We start from the raw sequence: 20,391 nt of genomic DNA, 5'->3' as shown, positions 1-20,391 counted from the left end.
AACAGGTCGGTCTCGCCCGATCTTTGGCGCTATTTGTCACTTTCCTATGATAGGACTTTATAACTATTTTAGCAATATCTATGTTTTTCGATCGACCATTCACGAAGGTGGTTCCGCGCGCCGGACATGCTATAATGGACGGTATGCGAAGCAACCCCGCAAAGCGCCGCGCGGGGGTCCGGAACTGACTAAATGCCGCAACCGGCGATCGGGTAAACGGCAAGGAGTGAATCGCCATGAACAACTGGAAGCTAAACTTGATTGTATTATGGTTCGGAAACTTTCTCGTCATGGCGGGGATGACGATGATTATTCCGTTCCTGCCCCTCTATATTCAGCAGCTCGGCATTACCGATCCGGGCAAAGTCGCCTTTTGGTCCGGCGTCATTTTCGCCGGCAACTTCGTCACCTCGTTTTTGTTTCAGCCGCTATGGGGCAAGCTCGCCGACCGGCACGGGCGCAAAGTGATGCTGCTCCGCTCCGGCTTCGGCATGGCGCTCGTCATGACGCTGATGGGCTTCGCGGGAAACGTATGGCACCTGTTCCTGCTGCGCATGCTGAACGGTACGATATCCGGCTTCGTGCCGGCCGCGGTCGCGCTTATGTCGACGAACACGCCCCGGGAGAAAATGGGCTTTTCGATGGGGACGCTGCAATCCGGGGGGACGGCCGGCAGCATTCTCGGACCGTTTATCGGCGGGCTGCTCGCGGAATGGGTCGGCTTCCGGCCGATCTTTTACATAACCGGAGCGCTGCTGTTCGTCGCCTCCGTGCTGGCGATGGTCGTCGTCAAAGAAAAATTCGATGCCGGCAAAGCCGCCAAGCAGCCGAACGTCTCCATCGTGGCCGGCCTGAAGGAGCTGGGCAAAATTCCGCAGCTGACGTCGCTGTTTACGGTTACGTTTCTGATCCAGTTTTCGATGCTCAGCTCGATGCCGCTCATTCCGCTGTTCGTGCAGCATTTGCACGGCGAAGGGGAAATGCTGGCGTTTTTCTCCGGACTCGTCGGCTCGATCACCGGCTTTTCCAACATGATCGCCTCTCCGCTGCTCGGCCGTCTCGGAGACCGGATCGGCCAGGAGCGCGTGCTCGGGCTGTCGCTTGTCGGCGCGGCCGTCATGTTCGTTCCGCAGGCGCTCGTCCAAAACGTATGGCAGCTGTTCGCGGCGCGGTTTATGCTCGGCATGTTTATGGGCGGCCTGCTGCCTTCGGTGAACGCGCTGATCCGCAAATATACGCCGGAAGGCATGGAGAGCCGGTCGTACAGCTTCAACAGCAGCTTCCTGAGCCTCGGCAACATGATCGGCCCGACCGTCGGCGGGGCCTTGTCCGGCCTCATTACGATTCGCGGCATTTTCCTGATCGCGACCGTCATGCTGGCCGCCAATGCGCTGTGGGTGCGCCAAACGTTGATCAAACGGACGGCGGCCGTCGACAGAGGGCGCCCTTGACCGCTGCGGGTTCGATAGCTCCAAACGGTGGGGTGCCCCTTCTGCCGTAGCCATGTACAAGCTTCGGTCAGGACAAATTGACCGTCGCGCCGCCGGCGATTTCGACCGCATCGCCTTCCGCGCTCACCCATACCGGGATCGCCGACGGGTTATGGATCAGCCGGCACGAAACGGAGAAGCGCAGCTCGTTCAAGGCGCGCATGTAATGGACGATATCGGCGTTGGTCGCATACCAAATATCGTCCCGGCCGCCGATCGTTTCGCCGAACCGATTCACCAAATCCCAGTTGCCGTCGTTTTCGAACTCGTAGCTGTGGCCCCACACGTAAAGCAGCTGCATCCGCGAATGGCGCGGCTGCTGCTCGACGAACGCCGCGGCGTGCTCGACCATCTGCTTGTGGTGGCAGGTCGGATGCCACAGCAGCGGGTTGGACGGCAGGTCGTACGCGCCGTGGCTTCTCGTCGTGCGCGCGTACTCGATGCCGAGCGCCGGCAGCATGCCGACGAGCCGTTCGCTCCACGTGCCGAACGGATAGCTCATGCCGCGCACCGGATAGCCGGCCAGCGCCTCGAGCGCCTCCCGGTCCGCCGTAATTTCCCTGGCGATCTGGTCCGGCGGCGACATGTCGAGAAACGGATGATCGACCGTATGCGCCGATATTTCGTGCCCCGCGTACAAGGCCGCGATTTCCGAAGCTTCGACGTACGAGTCCCGGCCCAGAAAGCCCGAATTCAAATGGAACGTGCCGCGCAGGCCGTACTCGTTGCACAGCGCCACGAGCCGGCGATCGTGGATCCGGCCGTCGTCGAAGCTCAGCGCGACCGCCTTGCGTTTGCCTCCGGGAAAGCGATCGTAGCGGATGCGCATCACGACGACGCCCCTTTCACCCGCGCGATGCACAAGCCGTCGTAGGCGGGCAAAATCGTGCTTTCCAGCCGCGGATCGGTGGCGATGCGCCGGTTGAATTCGCGCATGACTCGAGCCGATTCGCCGTTCGCCCCCGGATCGAACGTTTTCCCGTGCAGCAGAGCGTTGTCGCCCAGAATCAAGGCGCCCGGATTCGCCAGCCGGATCGCGAAGTCCAAATAATTGACGTAATTCCCTTTATCCGCGTCGATGAAAAAAAAGTCGAACGCCGCCCCTTCGTCCTTAAGCCGCTCCAGACTCGCCAGCGCCTCGCCGATCCGGTATTCGACCTTCCCTCCGAAGCCGGCCCGCTCGACGTTCGCGCGCGCGACGGCGGCGAACTCCTCCTTCAATTCGAGCGAGACGAGCTTGCCGTCCGCTCCGAGCCCTCTGGCGAGACAAATGCCGCTGTAGCCGCCCAGCGCTCCGATTTCGAGCACGCGCTTTGCGCCCGACAAGCGCACGAGCATCGTCAGCAATCTGCCGTAGCCCGGCGCCACGCTGATTTCGGGCATTCCGCGCTCCCGAATCGACTCGGCCACGCGTTCCAGATCGCCATCGGCTTCGTATAGCGATTCGACGTACCGGTCCGCCGTTTGAAAATACCGATCCTCCATGTCGTCCTCCGCTCCCCGCCGCCTTCCGCGGCGTTTGTATCCTTCCGGCGTTTCGCCTATACTAATTGTATGGTTTCGCCCGGACGGACACAATACATTGTACCGATATCGCCTCCCGAAAAAATCGGCGCCCGCGTCGCCCGGGGGAGCGCGCCCGGCGCCGTTAAACATCTAGGATGGATTGGAGCTGTCACGTGGATAAAGTGCAATTGATCGCAACCGCGCCGATGGGACTCGAGGCGATCGTCGCCCGCGAGGTGCGCGAGCTCGGCTACGACGACGTCATGGTCGAAAACGGCAAAGTCATGTTTCAGGCGGACAAGTCGGCCATCGCCCGGGCCAATTTATGGCTGCGGACGGCGGACCGGGTGCTGCTGAAGCTCGGCGAGTTTCCGGCGACGACGTTCGACGAGCTGTTCGAAGGAACGAAGGCGCTGCCTTGGCCGGACTGGATTCCGGAAGACGCCGCCTTTCCCGTCGAAGGCCGCTCGCACAAGTCGCAATTGTCGAGCGTGCCGGCATGCCAAGGGATCGTGAAAAAAGCGGTCGTGGAAAAAATGAAAACGCGCTACGGGACGGAGTGGTTTCCGGAGGACGGCCCGCGTTACGTCATCGAAGTCGCGCTGCTCGGCGACATCGCGACGCTTACGATCGATACGACCGGACCCGGCCTGCACAAGCGGGGTTATCGCAAGCTCATCACCGAAGCGCCGCTGAAGGAAACGATGGCGGCCGCGATGGTGCTGCTCAGCCGCTGGCGTCCCGGCCGGCCGCTCGTCGATCCGTTCTGCGGGTCGGGGACGATACCGGTGGAGGCGGCCATGATCGGCTGGAACATCGCGCCGGGGCTGCGCCGGGAATTCGCCGCCGAGGCGTGGCCGACGCTGGACCGGGCGCTGTGGGACGAAGCGCGGGAAGAAGCGTACGACCTGCTGCGAGACGACGAGCCGCTCGACATCGTCGGCTCGGACATCGATCCGGCGGCGATCGAGGTCGCCGAAGCGGCGGCGAAAAAAGCCGGCCTCGCCGGCGAGCTGAAGTTTCATCAAGCTCCGGTCGCGAAGCTGTGGCCGGCCGGCGATTACGGCTGCATCGTCACGAATCCGCCGTACGGGGAACGGATCGGCTCGAAGGACGAGGTCGAGAAGGCGGTCCGGCAGCTCGGCTCGGTGTTCGCCAACTTGCCGACCTGGTCGCTGTTCGCCCTGAGCCCGAGCAAGCAGTTCGAGCATTATTTCGGCAAACACGCCGACAAGAAGCGGAAGCTGTTCAACGGGCGGATCGAATGCAACCTGAATATGTATCACGGGCCTCTTCCTCCGCGGCGCGATTGAGAGAGGCCGTAGTAGCTCGCATGTACGTATACCGTCAAGCCAGCTGACCGAACGGATTCAATACCGGCGCCGAATATGTAACGAAGGCGTCGGTGACCGATGCACTCAAAACCGTGTCAAGCATGATGGTCGTTCCGGAAGCGTAAATGACTTTGAAATCCGTTGTGCCGAGACCCGCTATCCGGATTACGTCGCCGACACCCAGCACGCTCGCGTCGCTTACGGAGATATATCGGTTTCCGCCCGCGCCGGTAGCGGTCAGACTTCCGGTCGTTCCGAACGTTCCCGCTTTCCCGACGCGGTAACCGTAATATTGTCCGGTCGTCAGCGGACCCGTAAGGACGATTACGTCTCCCAACTCGACGGACATTTTCGCCGAAGGCGGGATCGACTCGCTGTAATGCGTCGCGGTTTTGCTTCCCGTATCGACTTGCCCTGCCTGGATTGCTAGAAGGTAGCCGCCTTGTTTGGCAGTCGCTTTATTGTTTCGGATCGAAACGTCGTTGAACGAAGCGCCGTTCATCGAATTCGTATAAAACGATTGAAAGCCTCTCATCGTTTCGCCGGTGTCGACAATGACGTTGTCATCGGCGTATACGCGACTTAAATGTCCGTCCAAAAAAATAGCGCTACGAAAACCGGCATTGGCGGCAAATGCGTAAATTCCCGCATCGACGATCATATTGTGCTTCAATTGAATATTCTCGTACGTATACGGGACGCTGCGGATTCCGACCCGAATGGCGGTGAGCGGCGCTCCGACGATCGAATTGTTGTATACGCTTACATTTCGAACATGACCGTACGACGCCAACCCGATCGCATAGACGAACGATTCCGACATCGTCCTGGCTTCAGGCTCGACCTGAAATCGGATCGTATTGTCCGATATCGTCAAATTGTCGACCGTGCCGCTTAACGTTTGATTCACCCCTTCGGGAACGATACTGATCGCAGAACTCGTCATTTCCCGGTGATCGGCGGAAGCGACGGATATCGTATTGGCGGCAATGGTCACATTGCTTAAACGTTGCCCGGTAAACGGCCATAACCGGATGCCGTGATTCGTCCGACCGATAGTGTTTCCGACTACGGTAATATCGGACGACGCCCGCGCCATCGGCTGGCCGGTGCTGGCGCTGCATACGTTTACACCCGTGCAGTACCCTTCCATTACATTGCCGGATATTACGCTCAGTCCGTTATGCGTTTCGATGGCAGCATATGCCTTATCGCCAACGTCCGCGACAAATACGTTATTCACGGCATAATGATTATCGCAGTTGAAATAGACGGTAGCATGGTCGTAATTCGGCGCGCCGTTCGCCCGAACGAATTTGAAGTAGCAGTTGCGGACAACCGCCTCTCGCGAGCCGCTTCCGTTCAACACGACGGTATTGATGCCGGATGCCGTTTCGAACCGGACGTTGTCGATCGTAACGCCCTCGAATCGGAAAGCCATAACCGCAAACTGCGCCCCCGCATTCGCCCCCGCTTGCACATACCCCGTCGTGTTGTTCGTTCCGTTCTGGTCGATGCATATTTGGGAAATCGATACGTTCTTCAACATCGTCGAATTGCTCTGCGGCCCGAAAACCGTCAAGTAGTTGCCTGCATCGGGCTTTACTTTGACGATTGCATTGCGGCTTCCCGTTACATGCACGTTGCTGCGAAGCACGATCCGTCTTGTCATCGTCGGGGAGACAATATACGTACCCGGCGGGAAATATACCGTACCGCCGTCCTTCTTCCCGGACACGAAATCGATCGCGGCCTGGATCGCATCGGTGTCGTCCGCATTGCCGTCGCCGCGTGCGCCGAACCACGATACTTGCACGATGCCATCGGTGACGACCCGCTTCAGTCTATGGCCGGCAGCCGTCACCAATACGGTTCCTCCGTTGTCGGCAGAGTTCGTGTCCGAGGCATCGTATCGAAAAAAGCCTTCCTTTCCGCCGTCAAGTACGTAATATGCCGCGGATGCGCATACGTCCGTCATCGACCGAATGTCCGCAACAAACATCGCTGCGCACGTTTCCGCATCAGGTATCGGAGCGCACCCGCCTCCGCCGTATACGACGGCTGTTACCGAATTTCCGAACACCCCGTCCGCCGCCCCGCTTATCGAGCTGGAAAACAAGGCGCCAGCCCCCGCCATACCCAGCGAAGCAAGCAGCTTTCTTCTTGTCTGATCCATCGCTGCACCTCCAGGCAACATTGAAATTATTTTTGCTTTTCCTCGGCGATCGCTTTCTCAGCTTCTTCCGCCGATTTGCGGAGCGCCGTATTCAGGTCGGTTTTGCCGGTTACAACGTCGACGATATTCGGGGTCAGCTTGCCTTCGACAAGCAGTTGGTACTTCGATTTTTTGGCCATCGGCGCGAATTCGTTGTAGAAGACGGCTTGCCAGTTTTTGTCCTTGAAGGCGGATTCCGAACCATAAGCTTTTTTGACCGCAGCCTCGTCGATGACGGGCATGATGCCTTTCTTCGAGTACGACATTTGGATGTCGGCGCCGGTCAAATACGCGATCGCCTCCATTGCCGCTTCTTTGTTTTTGGCCGAGCTCGTAACGCCCATCACGACCGGCGCCGCCTGAGAGCCCACTTTCGGCTTTTCCTTGAACGTCGGCAGCGAGACGAGGTCCCACTCGATTTTTTCCATATCTTTCGGCACGATGAACGGAAATTGCGAATTGAATACAAACATCGCCAGCTCCTGCGAGTTCGTCAGCTCCAGCCGGTACGGAATCCGCTTCAGCTCGGTCGCCCTCGCCTTATATCCTTCGTCTTCGGCCGGGGCAAGAAACAATGTCCGAATCAACTGCTTCCAGGCGTCGTCCTGAAACGTCGGCTTATCCGTGACCGGATCGGTATAGGGCTTGGACAGCTGGTTCGAACCAAGTATGTGGGCCGGCGAAGCCGCCAAGCCGATGTATTGCCGGTCGCCTTCGCGCCGGGTTACTTTTTTCGCCAGCTCCAGCGCATCGTCCCAAGTCATCCCGTCTTTCGGATACGGCACGCCGAATTGGTTGAATATCCCTTTGTTATAAAACAACACCTGATTCATGTTCGTGATCGGCAATCCGTACAGCTTGCCGTCGCCGGACGAACGGATACCGTCGATTAACGTCGGCTCGAATTTGGTTAAATCGACTTGCCGCGTCTTGGCCAGCTCCGTCATGTCGTACTGCATATTGACGTTTGTTACGAGCTGGAAAAAGTACGGAGCGGATGCGTACAGCACGTCGATTTGCTGCCCTTGGGCAAGAAGCTCGGGAAGCGTCTGTCCCGCTTTGGACTGAACATACCGGATCGTCCAATTCGGGAACTTTTTTCGCAGTGCGTTTCCGTACAAATCGTTAAAGGCTTCTTCCGAATCGCCGCTGTTCGTATGAAACACGATTTCAAGCGGCTTGTCCGTATCGATCTTGGATGGCGCCGGTCCGGCCTCTTTCGGGTTCGCGTCGCCGGCGTTGCCGCCCGAGCTTCCTCCGCAAGAAGACAGCAGCGCGATCAGCGCAGTTCCGGCAGCTATGGCCGATACCTTTCTGTTCAACATAGTCGTCCTCCGTTCGTTCCGAAGTGGCGAATTGCAATATCACTTTCCGCCTGCATGGTGTTCGCGTTTTCGATTGAAGACAGCCAGTCATCATCGTATTGAATGCCGGGCATCCCCCCTTTCGCGGCAAAGCGCGTCAATTGTTCTGCAACCGCTTCCATACGGTAGCAATCGATTTCCGACCGGCTGAAAAGACGGCCATGGCCGTTATCGACTTCCCTCTTATCCGTTATGGATTTCGCGGGTCGATTGGCGCACCGTCAAAGTCGGCTCCATCGTTTCGTGCGTCCATGCTCCGTCTTCGTCCCCATCCGCCCGTTCCGTAGCAGCGCCCGGAAGCAGCAGTTCCAGCGAGCGGTCGACAAGCCGATCGATCGAAGGACCGACCGTCGTGGGCGGAATATCGAACATCTCCATCTCCGGTACGTCATCGTAAACGATGAGCGACATATCGTCCGGAATGTGCAAGCGATGCCGCTTCAACAGCCGGTTAAGCCAGACGAGCGTACCTTGGCAATCGACGACTAGCGCGGACGGCCTGTCCGACTTGTCGATGAACGCTTCGAATGCCTGTTCCTTCGAAGATTCGGTCGAATTGACAATGAAATCCGGACGGTAATTCAGCCCGAATTCCGTGATCCCTTGCATATAGCCGTTGAATTTGTCCAATGACGGGTAACCGACAAACCCGATCGAACGGTGCCCTAGTTCCGCCAAATAGCGTACGGCTTCGTATATCCCGCCTCTTCGGTTGATTTCGATCGAATGAGCCCCTTCCATCTTTCCTCCGCCAAGCAAAATCATTTTTCCGTCGAATCGTTCCGCCTCCTTGATAAAGTCGAACGAAGGGACCCAGTCGATGAAGCCGGTCCAATAGACGACGTAATCGACCATCAACTGATTGAAGCTGCGAAGCGCTTCTACCGGATCGGCCATCGTCATGATGACATCGTAGCCTCGTTTTTTGCCCTCTTTATGCAACGCCAGACTCAAATTGTAAAAGAAAAGCCCTTCCATTCTCGGCCAAATAAGACCGATATAATTCGTTTTTTTACGAATCAGCCGTTTGGCCGCCACATTCGGAACATAGTTCATCTGCCTCGCGATATCGGCGATTTTTTGCCTCATCTTCTCGCTGACGCCGGCTTCGTTGTTGAGAGCGCGGGATACGGTCGAATGCGTGACGCCTGCGGCTCTCGCAATATCTTTGATAGTAACCATCGTTTTCCAAGCCTCCGCAGCTTCTGTACAATTTCAAAATAGCACACGTTTGCGTAATAATCAATCCATTGCTTAATATAAAGGCATAAATATACTCACACGTTTGTTTGTATTTTCTCCTGCGCCTTATGGACCGATCCAAAACCGTTTGACGGCGCCGCCGTCCTCCTCCGTATATTCCGACTCGAATACGCCCCCGTTTTTCAATATCGTTTTTTCCGAGCCGACGTTGTTCCGGTCGCAGCAGACGAGAACGTCGGAAATGCCGAGTTCCCTCGCCTTTTGCAGCGCAAGCGCAAGCAGAGCGGTCGCGTACCCTTTCCGCCGCGCGGACGGACGAATGCCGTAGCCGATATGCCCGCCGCTGTTCAGCAGCTTCCGGTTCAGCCGATGGCGAATGTTCGTTACGCCCGCGACTTCGTTCCTCCCGTCGATCAGCCAGTACGTCGAATGCGGCACCCAATTCGGGTCGTCGAGCTTTTCCTCGCTGTCCTGCGAAAACAAATAGTCGAGCATCGCCGCGAAATCGGACGGGTCTCTTGCGATCACCCACGGCACCATCTTTTCCCCGCTCCCCAGCCATTCGTTATAAAACGATAGGTAAGCGTCGCGGTATTCGGCGGACGGCCTTACAAGTCGCAGCTCGTTTCCCATCGGACTTTTCCTCCCGAACGTAAATTTCAGTTCTTAACCATACCGGAGCAACGAAAATTATATTTTACAATAACTCTCAGAAATATAAAACACAAGACCTATCGATTCTCAATGGAAAACGTAGTATATTCTGAATAGATTGACAATTGAATACTTCGTACGATAATAGCAAACCCACTGAAAAGTGGCGACGCAAAGCTACAGGGGCTAAAGCGGGCCGATCTGCCGCCGCGATGCCAGCCAGCTGCCGAATACGACGGAAGCCTCCGTCTATCTTTCTATTTATGGATTTATTAAAGTGGACGGAGGCTTTTTGCGTTTTCTGCCAAGACATTGAAAGGGGGGATGCGCCGCTCGCGTTAAAAACGCCATAATACGGAGGAGGAACAAGCAGCCGGGAAAATCCGTTTTCCGGACAAGCCGCCAGGCGACGGCCTGGCCTAAAACAAGGGAGGGATATTCATATGAAAATTCATGCAAGCGTACAGCCGTCGCATCTTCGGAGCCATATCGCGGGAGCGGCCGATCATCTCGCCAACGAGTCTGACGAGCTTCGCAAATGTTCGCCGGAGCAAGTGCTTTACGACGAGTATGTCAAAGCGGGATCGCCTCACGGACCGGTTCTTTACGCCGTCAAAGGCGAGCATTGGAACGGCGTAAGTCCCCGCTTCCTGGAATTTCTCAACAAGTTTACCTTCACGCGCGAGATGATGGGATATGCCGAGTGCGGCTACGGAATTCAGCGGCATCGTACGTTCATGCGTAATCTGATTATCAGTGAACACGAGCTTGAAGACCGCCGGGCCGGCAATGGGCTTGACATCGATGTCGGATGCCTGGCGATGACCACGAGAATGGCGATGTACGATCTGGCCAAAATCGCGATCCGCCATTCCCGGGAGCTGCATCCCGGCAAAAAACCGGTCGCGCTTGTGCCTACTCCGTCGTGGGACTACAGGGGGATTTTCAAGGATGTCGGATTTGACATCGTCTATCTTCCGATTCGTCCCAAACACGGATGGCTCCCCGATCTGAACGAGTGGGACTCGGTCGTCCAGGAGCTCAGACAGCGCCGCGACGTCCATATCGGTATTGCGGTGAGCAATCCGCAGCACAACCCGACCGGAATGCAATGGCCGACGGATGCAACCGCCTATTTGCTCCGGCTTTGCGCGGAGGAATCGGGATATTTGCTGATCGACGACGCCTATTACAACGTCCACGACCCGCGTGTTCCGGTGGTCAACACCTTGAAAAGCGTATTGAATCTGTTTGACGAGAATGAAGGCGATAACCCTATCGTGCAATCCGGAATGTTCGAGAGATGGATGGCGACCCGACCTTTCGGCAAACAGTTCAGCTGCAACACGATGGGTGTCGCCGCGATTACAACTTCGCCCATGCTGCTGCGCCGGTTGGCCCGGGAGTCGTGGATAAACCGGTACCACTGCAACACTCACAACGCCGAAGTGATGTGCGCATGGCTTGCAACCCGGGAAGCCGCCGAATGGACATTGGAAACCGGGATGTTCTACACCCGCCAGAAGGAGCGCGTGCGACAAAAGCTGGTCGAGGCAATGGGCTGGCCGAACGAGAGCGTTTGCGTCGGTCCCTCGACCTCCTACATGCTATTCGAGGTGCCGAAAGTATATCAAGCGCTCGAAAACGGCATCGACCTGTTCCGCGACGACTTGTTTTATGCCACGGGTACGCTTTTATGCGCATCGCTCTTCAATCAGGCTGCGCCTGCGCCGTATGTGCGCCTTCATCTGGGCAGCCATTACGACGTGATCGACGAGTTTCTGCGGCGCTGGCAGGTCGCCGGCCTCCATTACTGCCAGTCCGATCGGTTTCCCGGCAAGGCGGCATTGTTCGAGCCGCTTCAAAAACAGGAATTCCGCCCGTTGGTCATGTCGTAGCTCTTAGTACCCCGGAACCGATTGCGGAGATATTCTCATATCCATGGAGGAGACGAAAATGGAACGCTTGCTTCCTTTTCCTTCATAAAGGAGCGGAACATTCAATGATGAAACGACTAGTCAGAAGCGTGTTGGCGGACAAGCTGACCATTCTTAGGGAACCGGGGCGCCCGGATATCGGCCTGGTCGGTCCGGTTCGACTTCCCGTTCAATTGGACGATCGGGAAATAATGTTCCAGTGGTACGCATGGTTAAAGATCGAGAAAAGCATGCTGCAAAAAGAAGATCTTCTCGCCGTGCTTCCCCAGATGAATCTCGCGTCCTATCAGCAATCCTCCGTATTAGTCTACGGCGATTTCGCCAACGCGGAGCAAACGCTCGTTCGGATGCACAGTATTTGCCATACGGGAGATATATTCGGCAGCAAGCGGTGCGATTGCGGCTTTCAATTGCGGCGTTCCATGTCCATGATGGTGAACAACGGAAGCGGTGCCCTGTTCTATCTGGCCGACCACGAAGGACGCGGAATTGGTTTATTCGCCAAATCTTTGACGTACGTGCTTCAAGAAGAAGGGTACGATACGGTGGAAGCCAATGTCGCACTAGGGTTTTCGGACGATCACCGCTCCTATGACGAAGCGATACGGGTGCTTCGCTACTTGCGGCCCAAGCCCGTGACCCTGATTACGAACAATCCTAAAAAATTGCAATCGTTGCAAGAACAAGGGCTGTCCACCAACGATCATTACCCGATTTGGGGAAAGCCGTCCAAATACAATAGACGTTATTTGGCAACCAAAATTGCCAAATCGGGCCATCTCCCCCCCGGCATACAGATGCAAAGCCTGGATCACGGATCGTGAGGGGGGTAACGGGAATGAAGACGGACGAGCCTTTTATGAAGATCGCACTCGATCTGGCGGCAACCTGCAAAGGAAAAACATCGCCGAATCCCGTTGTCGGCGCCGTTTTGGTCAAAGAAGGACAAATTGTCGGCACGGGAGTCCATCGAAAGGCGGGTGAACCCCACGCCGAGGTACACGCCTTCCGCATGGCCGGCGAGCATGCCAAAGACGCTACCTTGTATGTTACGCTGGAACCGTGCTCCCATTACGGGAAAACGCCGCCCTGCGCAGAGCTTATTTGCGGCTCTGGAGTCCGTCGCGTAGTTGCGGCCATGGAGGATCCGAATCCTCTTGTGGCCGGGCGCGGATTTCAAATATTGAGGCGGCATGGGATCGAAGTGGAGGTAGGGGTAATGAAGGCGGAGGCTGAACGGCTCAATGAACGTTTTGTGCTGAATATGACGCAACGGCGGCCGTTCATTATTTCCAAGGTGGCGATGACTCTCGACGGCAAACTGGCTGCGCAAACCGGTCATTCGCAATGGATAACGGGCGAGCAGGCGCGCTGTGAGGTCCATCGGTTGCGAAGCGAAGTCGACGCGATACTGGTCGGAATCGGAACGGTTTTGGCGGATAATCCCCGGCTCACCGCCCGATTGCCGGACAATCGGAAGCATCCCGTCCGCGTTATACTGGATTCGCACTTGCGGCTGCCCGTCAGCGCGCATGTGGCCGATTGCACCGAAGCGAAAACATGGGTCGCGGCGAAGGAAGGGGCCGATTCGGCCAAAGCGCACGAGTTAAGGCAGAGAGGGATCGAAATCCTGTTTGTTCCGGAAGGGCGGGACGGACTCGACCTTCGCGCTTTGGCAGACCTATTGTACGAAAAGGGGATCACCGATCTGTTGGTGGAAGGGGGAAGCGAAATAAACGGCTCTCTTCTTCGCGCCGGTCTGATAGACAAATGGGTGATCTACATCGCTCCGAAGCTTCTGGGAGGAAGGAATTCCCTGACTCCTTTCGGCGGTGCCGATGTCGAAAAAATGGATGACGCCTTGGACGTTCATATTCACTCCATCCGAAAGGCGGGAGATGATCTTTGCATAACCGCATATCCGGCAAACCGCTCTTCCCGTCATGAAGCCGTTTGTCATGATTCCGGGGACTTTGCCGGAATGAATGCGATGGAGCGGATCTTCCACGATCCAATCATGCAGCGTTAACGGATCCCGGAAAAGCAAGCACATTCTCCTCGGAGCAATGGGTTTGCTTTTCCTCTATACCGTGAGATGTGGGATCGGTGCAAGCGGCTGTGGAACGGGCCGAATCCGCACCTGTCCCCCAGCCTCTTGTCCGGGCATCGGGACCCCGTGGGGCATACCCAATGCGCAAAAAGACGCCTGGTCGTGGCGTCCACACTGAATTTACATTTGATTCAGCGCATTGCGGCACTCCTGAATGCACGCACCTAAATTATCGGCGGCATTTCCCAATACGATTTTTCCCGGACCGTCCGGAACCTGTGCCAAAGCATTGCGGAGATTCGTAAATGCTCGTTCGCACTCCCCAATACATTCGTTAATTTCATTTTTTGTTTTCATTTGCCCTCCTTCCTTCCCGCATTTAATGTTCCTGTAATCGAAATCCGTTATTCGCCCCGTTGGATGCAGAATCGTCTATGATCTGGATAACGGTTATGTGCTAAAAGTGGCCAGGATGAGGAAAGGCATACAGCGCAATCGAAACGAAGTCAACTTATACCACAGCGTCCCTTCCGAGCTGAAAAACCATCTTTGCAAAATCGCTGATTACGGAGAAGGCTGGGTCGTAATGAAGAAGATGGATCGAAAGGCTCCACGCAAGGATGAATATTATAAAAAAACGAAGGTCATGAGTGACAAGTTTCGTCAATACGGCGTGAAACTTTCCGATGTCATCTCACGGGACGGCATAAAACCGAAGATGGGGAACGTTCGTTTATCGGAGGAAAATGAGATCGTCATCATCGATTATGCCAACGCACGTATACGTTAAGGACAAGCAGCGGAGTTTCATTTGGGTATGTTTTCCCGGTAATCGAGTAGGAGGGGGCGGCTAACCCCCGTCCTCTCACAACACCTAGCATGCGGGTCCGCACTAGGCGTTTCCAAAAGGTTAACAAAGTTCCAGATAACGAGAAAGCAAACTTTTCAGCCCTTTCACTTCCCAATAGGGAGTTGGAAGGGCGTTATTTATGTTCCGGGACATTTCCCACGGACCTCGGCGAGAGTTGGCCATCATTCGGGCGGCCCACTCCGGAACGCCTAGCGCACGCAGTTCGCGGAGACGTGTACGTACCCGTTTCCATTGTTTCCATAGGCACATCCTGAGTCTTCTCCGAATCCACTGGTCGAAGGATTGGCAATGTTTCTTCGCCGAGGCTAGACGGAAATATCCTATCCAGCCCAGCATGTACTGGTTTAAGCGGCGGATCCGTTCTTCCATCGGAACAGGTTTGGTTCGGTTCGTCAGTTCCCGTATTTTCTCTTTGAAACGAGAAATCGTCTTCGGGGCCAGCCGAATCGTCGCCTGTTTGTTCGACAGGAAACTGAAGCCAAGGAACTTACGGTTCCATGGCCGATCCACGGCACTCTTGTCCCGGTTCACTTTCAGTTTCAGCTTTCCTTCCACAAAGCGAATCACCGATTCCATGACGCGTTCTCCGGCACGTTTGCTGGCGACAAAGATGTTGCTGTCGTCCGCGTAGCGGACAAACCGCAGTCCTCGTTTTGTCAATTCCTTATCCAGATCATCCAACAGGATGTTCCCCAGCAGCGGACTTAACGGACCGCCCTGCGGCGTTCCTTCCTCCGTTCGCCCCAGCGCTCCGTGCGACATGACTCCGGCATTCAGGTAGGAGCGGATCAGTTTAAGGACACGCTTGTCCTGTACTTTCCGCGCTACTCTCGCCATCAGCATGTCGTGGTTCACCCGGTCAAAGAACTTCTCCAGGTCCATATCCACGACCCACCTGAGGCCGCTCTGGATATACCTCTGCGCCTGCTTCACGGCATCGTGTGCCCGTTTTCCCGGGCGAAAGCCGTAGCTGTACCACGAGAAATGTGCGTCGAAAATCGGATTCATCACTTGCAGAAGAGCCTGCTGAAGAAATCGGTCCATCACCGTCGGGATGCCGAGCAGCCGCACGCCGCCTCCAGGTTTGGGGATTTCCACCCGTTTGACTGGCATGGGTCTGTAGGTTCCCATCAGGAGGTCGGTTTTCACCTGTTCCCAGTGGGTTTTCAAGTAAGCTTGTAGCTCGGCTACCGTTACACCGTCCACACCGGGTGCTCCTCCGTTTTGGACCACTCGCTTGTATGCGAGCCGAAGGTTTTCTCCTTCGAGCATCTTCTCTAGCAAGTCGTTCTTCACTTCGCGAGAGGAAGGGGCGACTTGTGCCGGTGAAGAACTCGGCGCTCCAGCATACCCTGACGGCTTCACCGCTTCTCTCTGCTGTGAGCTCTCTTGCGAGATATTCGGCTGTCTATGCTCTTCACGCGAACGCATCGGTTTCCTCTCTCCTTTCGGTTCGGCCCTTCCGGTTTCCGGCGTCCCGTACTTCCGTACTATGGCCTCTGCTGACTCCTGCAGATTCAGCGCGGCTTCTCAACCGCGGTTACGAAAACACTTCGCGTACCCTGCAGGCCTCCCCAGATAAGAACGTCATCTTTCTGCCCGCGACCACCCAAGTTTACAACGCCAGCCCTTGGCGGCTTTGGATTTTGTTGTGTATTGGCAACTCATCCGACTGACATTGCCTCAAATTGGGTTCGTGTACCTTGGCCCGTGCATTTGCCTCCGGCTTCCTTCAGATTCTGCCTCACGACAGACACCCTTGCCCTTAGCTAACGGTAGGCGCTCGCCAGCCCCCGTTCAGGACTTACACCCTAAAGATGACGCCCATGCTGGGCGTACAACAAGAAGGCGCAGCCGCTCGGGCTGCGCCTTTCGCATATAATATTCGATCCGGCTCAAGCCGCCGCCTGCCGGTCCTTCGGCAGCAGCACGGCGAGCAGGCCGAGCAGCGGCAAATAGGCGCACAGCTTCATCATGAAGGCGATGCTGGTCGCGTCGGCAACCCAGCCGAGCACGACCGAGCCGAGGCCGCCGAGGCCGAACGCGAGGCCGAAAAACAGCCCGGAGACGAGCCCGACGTTGCCCGGCAGCAGCTCCTGCGCGTACACGACGATGATCGAAAACGCCGACGACAGCACGAAGCCGGCGCAGACGCACAGCACGCCCGACCAGAACAGGCTGGCGTACGGCAGCAGGATGGAAAACGGCGCGGTCCCGAGGATCGACAGCCAAATGATGTTGCGTCGGCCGTACCGGTCCGCCAGCGGCCCGCCGAAAAACGTTCCGGCCGCCGAGGCGGCGAGAAAAGCGAACAAAAACCACTGCGCATGCTCGACCGTAACGCCGTAGTCGTGGATCAAATAAAACGAGTAAAAGCTCGTAATGCTGGACATATACACATGCTTCGAGAAAACGAGAAACACGAGAATGACGATGGCGGCCGTCACTTGGAAGCGCGTCAGCGTCCCGAGACGCTGTCCCGCTCCGCCGGCGCGCTTGGCGGGCGAGCGCGGCTCGACAGGCTGCCGTTTGTACCAGCCCGCCACGTAATATTGGATCGCGATGCCGGCGACGGCCGCGAACGCGAACCAAATGACGCCGAGCTGGCCGACCTGGACGAACAGCACCGCCGTCATGATCGGTCCGAGCGAGCTGCCGATATTGCCGCCGACCTGGAAAATCGATTGGGCGAGCCCCCGCTTGCCGCCGGCGGCCAAGTAGGCGACCCGGGACGATTCGGGGTGAAAGACGGCCGAGCCGATGCCCATGGCGACGACGGCCAGCACGATGAGCGCGAAATTCGGGGCGAGCGCGAGCGCCACGACGCCGGCCAGCGTAAAGCATACCCCGATCGGCAAAATGTACGGCCGCGGGCGTATATCCGCGTACGTGCCGACGATCGGCTGCAAAATCGAGGCCGTCATGTTCATGGCGAAGGCGATAAACCCGATCTGCTTGTACGACAATTGCAGCGAGTCTTTCAATATCGGAAACAGCGCCGACACGGTCGACTGCATCGTATCGTTGAGCAAATGGACGATGCTGATGGCGAACAAGATCGGAAATACGGTAACGGCAGCGGACGAAGCCGTTGCTGCCGGAGCGGCGTTTCGGGCCAAGCGGGTCATCTCCTTATCCGGGTTCGGGCGAACGAATGATTGTGCGATTATAGCACGACAGTGCGGTTCGCCGTCAATACCGAATTTGGATATAACGTTCCGCTCGGCTAAGCTTTCCGGTATTCGCGCGGAGTAAGTCCGACCTCCTGCTTGAACACCCGGGAAAAATAGTACGAATCGGCGTAGCCGACCTCTTGGGCGATCTTTTGAACCGGCATGCGGCTCCCGTGCAGCATTTGCTTCGCTTTGTCGATGCGCACCTTCGTAATGTACTCGACGGGGGTGTAGCCGGTATGCCGTTTGAACATGACGTTGAAGTAGCCCGGCGACAGGGCGGCCACGGCCGCCAAATCGCCCCGCTGCAGCGGCTCCTTGTAATGGTCGCGGATATAGGCGATCGAGGCGGCGATTTGCCGCTTCGAATCGTCTTCGGCGCCGTCCGGCGACGACAACGCGGAGCTCAGCTTGGCCAAAACGGTCATGAGCGCCGTTTTGGCATACCATTCGTATCCGACCTTCATCTCGTTCCACGTGCGAAACACGCGAGCGAAAGCGTCCTGCAGGTCGAAGCCGTCCTCGGCCCGCAGCAGATCGGGGAACGGGAGCGGCCCGGCCGCGGAGCTTCGGAAGCTGCCCTCCATACCGTCCCAGCGAACGATCCCGTACTGGAAGTGGATCGAGTAGAACGACAAAGGCCGCTCCCGGGAGCTCGTTATGCACATGCGCCTCCCGGGATAAATTTGAAAGATGCATCCCGCATGCAAGGCGCCCGAGAAGTCGTCGAGCTCGAGCGTCCCTTCGCCGCCGTAAACGTACGCGAGAACGTGAAGCTGGGTGACATCGTTTTTGCGAACGTACCGCTCCGCCTCCCAAAAGGCGGGGTCGCGCACCAGGACGTTAATGATTTTCGGATGGAATCCGGACAAAAATTCGTAATCCACGCTGCTCCAGCTCCCTTACCGCTCGACGGAAGCGCGGCGCGACCGACGTCATTTCGCCTTCTCTTCCGCGATTTTTTTCGTTATTTCTTCTTCCGCCTGCCTTAGCGCCGTGTTGACGTCGCTTTTGCCGGTCAAAACGTCTTTGAGCCTGGCGGTCATGACGCCGTTCGCGATCGAATCGTACTTGGAAATCGGTCTCGTTTTGGCGATTTTCTGATTGATGACGCCCTGCGTGTTTTTCCCTTTCAAATCGACGGACTCCGCGCCGAACTGCTTTTTGATTTCGGGGAGATTCAGGATGGACGCCCTTCCGCCTTTCGTATTGCTCAGCTGCACCTCCTCGGACAGCGCGACGGCGAGCGCCTGAAAAGCCGGATCCGGATGCTTGCTCGATTTCGCGATGACGAAAAACGGCGAGTTGAGCTGTATGCCCGTCCCCGGCGCTTCCGGAAACGTCGGGAGCGATACCATATCCCAATTCATGCCGGTCGGCGTTATGGCGGCGAAAAAAAACTGGCCGGCCCGCATCGCGACCGTCTTATCCGTCAAAAACAAATCCCGCTCCGCGTCGACCGTTTTCTCGTTCACCTGGTTGCCCTCGATCTCGTGAAACGCTTTCATCGTCCCGAACCACCGTTTCCACGAATCGCTGCCGACGAGCGCCTTATCCGTCTTCGGATCGACGAGCGGCAATGACAGCTGATTGTACTGCAGCAGGTAAGCGTAGTTGGCGTGGAAGCCCCGGTATTGAACGCCGCCGTCGGTCCGCGTCAGCTTTTTGGCCAGCTCGAGCGTCTGCTCCCAGGTCATGCCGTCCTTCGGATAAGCGACGCCGAACTTGTCGAACAAATCTTTGTTGTAATACAGCGCCGCTCCGTTGAAGCTTCCCGGCAGCGCGAGCAGCTCGCCCTTGTCCGAATACGCTTTCACCGTTTCGATGGCCGAAGCGTCGAGCTTTCCCGGATCGAAGCCGTGCTTTTTCATCAGCGGCGTCAAATCGGCAGGCAGATCGAGCTTTTGAAAATGCTGCATGTCGCCGAAGCCGCTGTAAATGATGTCGGGAACGGTTCCGGCCGCCAGCAGCTCCTCGAGCGTCGTGCCCTTCTCGTTTTTGATATACGTGATCGTGATGTGCGGATATTTGGCGCGAACCGGATCGGCCACATTCGATTTGAAAAACGGCTCCGTCATGTTCGCCTTGTCGAAAAAAGTAAGCGTCACGGGCGCGGCCGCCGTTTCCCCGCCCGATCCGCCGCCCCCGTCTTTACCGCCGCCGCAGCCGCTTAACGAAAACGCCGTCAACAATGCGCCGAGCGACAGCCGCCCGATTTTCCCGTACACCTTCATTGTACTCCCCCCCATTGAAATGGTCATCTCGAACTTGCCCGTCGGATACCGGGTAACCGGTTAACCCGCGGCATTCCGTCCAGCGCCGGATAGTCCGCCGCTACTGTTCGCGCATCCTTTTTTTAAAAATTCGGCCGATCGTAAACTGAATATACGTCCCCGCCCCGTCAAAGTAAATGAACTCCAGTTTCGAAAAAACCGGATTATTCTCAGATCGTCGGCGGCTTGCGGAAGCAATCGAGTAGGAGGGGGCGGCTAACCCCCGTCCTCTCACAACACCTAGCATGCGGGTCCGCACTAGGCGTTTCCAAAAGGTTAACAAAGTTCCAGATAACGAGAAAGCAAACTTTTCAGCCCTTT

General features: G+C 56.8%; 18 protein-coding genes and 1 riboswitch. Of the genes, 6 read left to right on the top strand and 12 right to left on the bottom strand.

Annotated elements, in window-relative coordinates; translation table 11 throughout:
• The first annotated feature begins 236 nt into the window (after positions 1-236).
• Positions 237-1,451 (top strand): MFS transporter, encoded by a 1,215-nt coding sequence (locus tag PV407_RS20140; protein ID WP_332091781.1) that lies wholly within the window; start codon positions 237-239, stop codon positions 1,449-1,451.
• Positions 1,452-1,518: 67 nt separating this feature from the next.
• Here PV407_RS20140 and PV407_RS20135 read toward each other — a convergent pair whose 3' ends face one another.
• On the bottom strand, positions 1,519-2,319 hold the full coding sequence (locus tag PV407_RS20135) for a polysaccharide deacetylase family protein (protein ID WP_332091818.1): 801 nt from the start codon (positions 2,317-2,319) through the stop codon (positions 1,519-1,521).
• Positions 2,319-2,975, bottom strand: coding sequence for an O-methyltransferase (locus PV407_RS20130; RefSeq protein WP_332091780.1), 657 nt, complete (start codon positions 2,973-2,975; stop codon positions 2,319-2,321). The genes PV407_RS20135 and PV407_RS20130 overlap by 1 nt, the downstream gene beginning before the upstream one ends.
• Positions 2,976-3,169: 194 nt before the next feature.
• Here PV407_RS20130 and PV407_RS20125 point away from each other — a divergent pair, with 194 nt between their 5' ends.
• Positions 3,170-4,309, top strand: a complete 1,140-nt coding sequence (locus tag PV407_RS20125) for a THUMP domain-containing class I SAM-dependent RNA methyltransferase (protein WP_332091779.1) — start codon at positions 3,170-3,172, stop codon at positions 4,307-4,309.
• 34 nt (positions 4,310-4,343) lie between these two features.
• Here PV407_RS20125 and PV407_RS20120 read toward each other — a convergent pair whose 3' ends face one another.
• The 5 genes from PV407_RS20120 to PV407_RS20100 all read right to left on the bottom strand — a co-directional run bounded on the left by PV407_RS20120 (position 4,344) and on the right by PV407_RS20100 (position 9,745).
• On the bottom strand, positions 4,344-6,506 hold the full coding sequence (locus PV407_RS20120) for a glycosyl hydrolase family 28-related protein (protein WP_332091778.1): 2,163 nt from the start codon (positions 6,504-6,506) through the stop codon (positions 4,344-4,346).
• Positions 6,507-6,532: 26 nt separating this feature from the next.
• A complete protein-coding gene (locus PV407_RS20115; protein WP_332091777.1) occupies positions 6,533-7,870 on the bottom strand; it encodes an ABC transporter substrate-binding protein in 1,338 nt (445 codons plus the stop codon).
• Positions 7,864-8,031: a hypothetical protein gene (locus PV407_RS20110; protein ID WP_332091776.1), complete on the bottom strand. Its 168-nt coding sequence runs from the start codon at positions 8,029-8,031 to the stop codon at positions 7,864-7,866. Before PV407_RS20110 ends, PV407_RS20115 begins: the two co-directional genes overlap by 7 nt.
• A gap of 61 nt (positions 8,032-8,092) precedes the next feature.
• Positions 8,093-9,091 (bottom strand): LacI family DNA-binding transcriptional regulator, encoded by a 999-nt coding sequence (locus PV407_RS20105; RefSeq protein ID WP_332091775.1) that lies wholly within the window; start codon positions 9,089-9,091, stop codon positions 8,093-8,095.
• A 126-nt stretch (positions 9,092-9,217) separates the two neighbouring features.
• On the bottom strand, positions 9,218-9,745 hold the full coding sequence (locus tag PV407_RS20100; RefSeq protein ID WP_332091774.1) for a GNAT family N-acetyltransferase: 528 nt from the start codon (positions 9,743-9,745) through the stop codon (positions 9,218-9,220).
• 157 nt (positions 9,746-9,902) lie between these two features.
• A riboswitch (cyclic di-GMP riboswitch) is annotated at positions 9,903-9,997 on the top strand.
• A gap of 323 nt (positions 9,998-10,320) precedes the next feature.
• Between PV407_RS20100 and PV407_RS20095 the strand changes: the two genes are divergently transcribed.
• The 3 genes from PV407_RS20095 (at position 10,321) to ribD (ending at position 13,732) form a co-directional block, all read left to right on the top strand.
• On the top strand, positions 10,321-11,664 hold the full coding sequence (locus tag PV407_RS20095) for a pyridoxal phosphate-dependent aminotransferase (protein ID WP_332091773.1): 1,344 nt from the start codon (positions 10,321-10,323) through the stop codon (positions 11,662-11,664).
• 104 nt (positions 11,665-11,768) lie between these two features.
• The gene (locus PV407_RS20090; protein ID WP_332091772.1) at positions 11,769-12,527 is read left to right on the top strand and encodes a GTP cyclohydrolase II; all 759 of its coding nucleotides are present in this window, start codon (positions 11,769-11,771) and stop codon (positions 12,525-12,527) included.
• A 14-nt stretch (positions 12,528-12,541) separates the two neighbouring features.
• Positions 12,542-13,732 (top strand): bifunctional diaminohydroxyphosphoribosylaminopyrimidine deaminase/5-amino-6-(5-phosphoribosylamino)uracil reductase RibD, encoded by a 1,191-nt coding sequence (gene ribD / locus PV407_RS20085; protein WP_332091771.1) that lies wholly within the window; start codon positions 12,542-12,544, stop codon positions 13,730-13,732.
• A gap of 201 nt (positions 13,733-13,933) precedes the next feature.
• Here the strand turns inward: ribD and PV407_RS20080 are convergent, their stop codons facing one another.
• Complete coding sequence (locus PV407_RS20080; RefSeq protein ID WP_332091770.1) at positions 13,934-14,110, bottom strand: hypothetical protein; 177 nt, start codon at positions 14,108-14,110, stop codon at positions 13,934-13,936.
• Positions 14,111-14,225: 115 nt separating this feature from the next.
• Between PV407_RS20080 and PV407_RS20075 the strand changes: the two genes are divergently transcribed.
• The gene (locus tag PV407_RS20075) at positions 14,226-14,543 is read left to right on the top strand and encodes a hypothetical protein (protein ID WP_332091769.1); all 318 of its coding nucleotides are present in this window, start codon (positions 14,226-14,228) and stop codon (positions 14,541-14,543) included.
• 120 nt (positions 14,544-14,663) lie between these two features.
• On the opposite strand, the gene ltrA is transcribed toward PV407_RS20075, so the two are convergent.
• The 4 genes from ltrA to PV407_RS20055 all read right to left on the bottom strand — a co-directional run bounded on the left by ltrA (position 14,664) and on the right by PV407_RS20055 (position 20,031).
• The gene (gene ltrA / locus PV407_RS20070) at positions 14,664-16,055 is read right to left on the bottom strand and encodes a group II intron reverse transcriptase/maturase (protein ID WP_332091768.1); all 1,392 of its coding nucleotides are present in this window, start codon (positions 16,053-16,055) and stop codon (positions 14,664-14,666) included.
• A 464-nt stretch (positions 16,056-16,519) separates the two neighbouring features.
• A complete protein-coding gene (locus PV407_RS20065) occupies positions 16,520-17,752 on the bottom strand; it encodes an MFS transporter (RefSeq protein ID WP_332091767.1) in 1,233 nt (410 codons plus the stop codon).
• A 98-nt stretch (positions 17,753-17,850) separates the two neighbouring features.
• Positions 17,851-18,684 carry an AraC family transcriptional regulator gene (locus tag PV407_RS20060; protein ID WP_332091766.1) on the bottom strand — a complete coding sequence of 278 codons (834 nt, stop codon included), beginning with the start codon at positions 18,682-18,684 and terminating at the stop codon, positions 17,851-17,853.
• Positions 18,685-18,732: 48 nt separating this feature from the next.
• Positions 18,733-20,031: an ABC transporter substrate-binding protein gene (locus PV407_RS20055; protein ID WP_332091765.1), complete on the bottom strand. Its 1,299-nt coding sequence runs from the start codon at positions 20,029-20,031 to the stop codon at positions 18,733-18,735.
• Positions 20,032-20,391: the final 360 nt, after the last annotated feature.

Source organism: Paenibacillus sp. GYB003, assembly GCF_036577625.1.
Classification (GTDB): domain Bacteria; phylum Bacillota; class Bacilli; order Paenibacillales; family NBRC-103111; genus Paenibacillus_AB.
This window is presented reverse-complemented; position numbering and strand designations above follow the sequence as displayed.

Excerpts from the sequence above, each read along its gene's own strand:
- ltrA (WP_332091768.1), bottom strand. The coding sequence starts at position 16,055 with ATGCGTTCGCGTGAAGAGCATAGACAGCCGAATATCTCGCAAGAGAGC.
- PV407_RS20130 (WP_332091780.1), bottom strand. The coding sequence starts at position 2,975 with ATGGAGGATCGGTATTTTCAAACGGCGGACCGGTACGTCGAATCGCTA.
- ribD (WP_332091771.1), top strand. The coding sequence starts at position 12,542 with ATGAAGACGGACGAGCCTTTTATGAAGATCGCACTCGATCTGGCGGCA.
- PV407_RS20100 (WP_332091774.1), bottom strand. The coding sequence starts at position 9,745 with ATGGGAAACGAGCTGCGACTTGTAAGGCCGTCCGCCGAATACCGCGAC.
- PV407_RS20075 (WP_332091769.1), top strand. The coding sequence starts at position 14,226 with ATGAGGAAAGGCATACAGCGCAATCGAAACGAAGTCAACTTATACCAC.
- PV407_RS20110 (WP_332091776.1), bottom strand. The coding sequence starts at position 8,031 with ATGGAAGCGGTTGCAGAACAATTGACGCGCTTTGCCGCGAAAGGGGGG.
- PV407_RS20140 (WP_332091781.1), top strand. The coding sequence starts at position 237 with ATGAACAACTGGAAGCTAAACTTGATTGTATTATGGTTCGGAAACTTT.
- PV407_RS20120 (WP_332091778.1), bottom strand. The coding sequence starts at position 6,506 with ATGGATCAGACAAGAAGAAAGCTGCTTGCTTCGCTGGGTATGGCGGGG.
- PV407_RS20080 (WP_332091770.1), bottom strand. The coding sequence starts at position 14,110 with ATGAAAACAAAAAATGAAATTAACGAATGTATTGGGGAGTGCGAACGA.
- PV407_RS20090 (WP_332091772.1), top strand. The coding sequence starts at position 11,769 with ATGATGAAACGACTAGTCAGAAGCGTGTTGGCGGACAAGCTGACCATT.
- PV407_RS20055 (WP_332091765.1), bottom strand. The coding sequence starts at position 20,031 with ATGAAGGTGTACGGGAAAATCGGGCGGCTGTCGCTCGGCGCATTGTTG.
- PV407_RS20135 (WP_332091818.1), bottom strand. The coding sequence starts at position 2,319 with ATGCGCATCCGCTACGATCGCTTTCCCGGAGGCAAACGCAAGGCGGTC.
- PV407_RS20105 (WP_332091775.1), bottom strand. The coding sequence starts at position 9,091 with ATGGTTACTATCAAAGATATTGCGAGAGCCGCAGGCGTCACGCATTCG.
- PV407_RS20065 (WP_332091767.1), bottom strand. The coding sequence starts at position 17,752 with ATGACCCGCTTGGCCCGAAACGCCGCTCCGGCAGCAACGGCTTCGTCC.
- PV407_RS20115 (WP_332091777.1), bottom strand. The coding sequence starts at position 7,870 with ATGTTGAACAGAAAGGTATCGGCCATAGCTGCCGGAACTGCGCTGATC.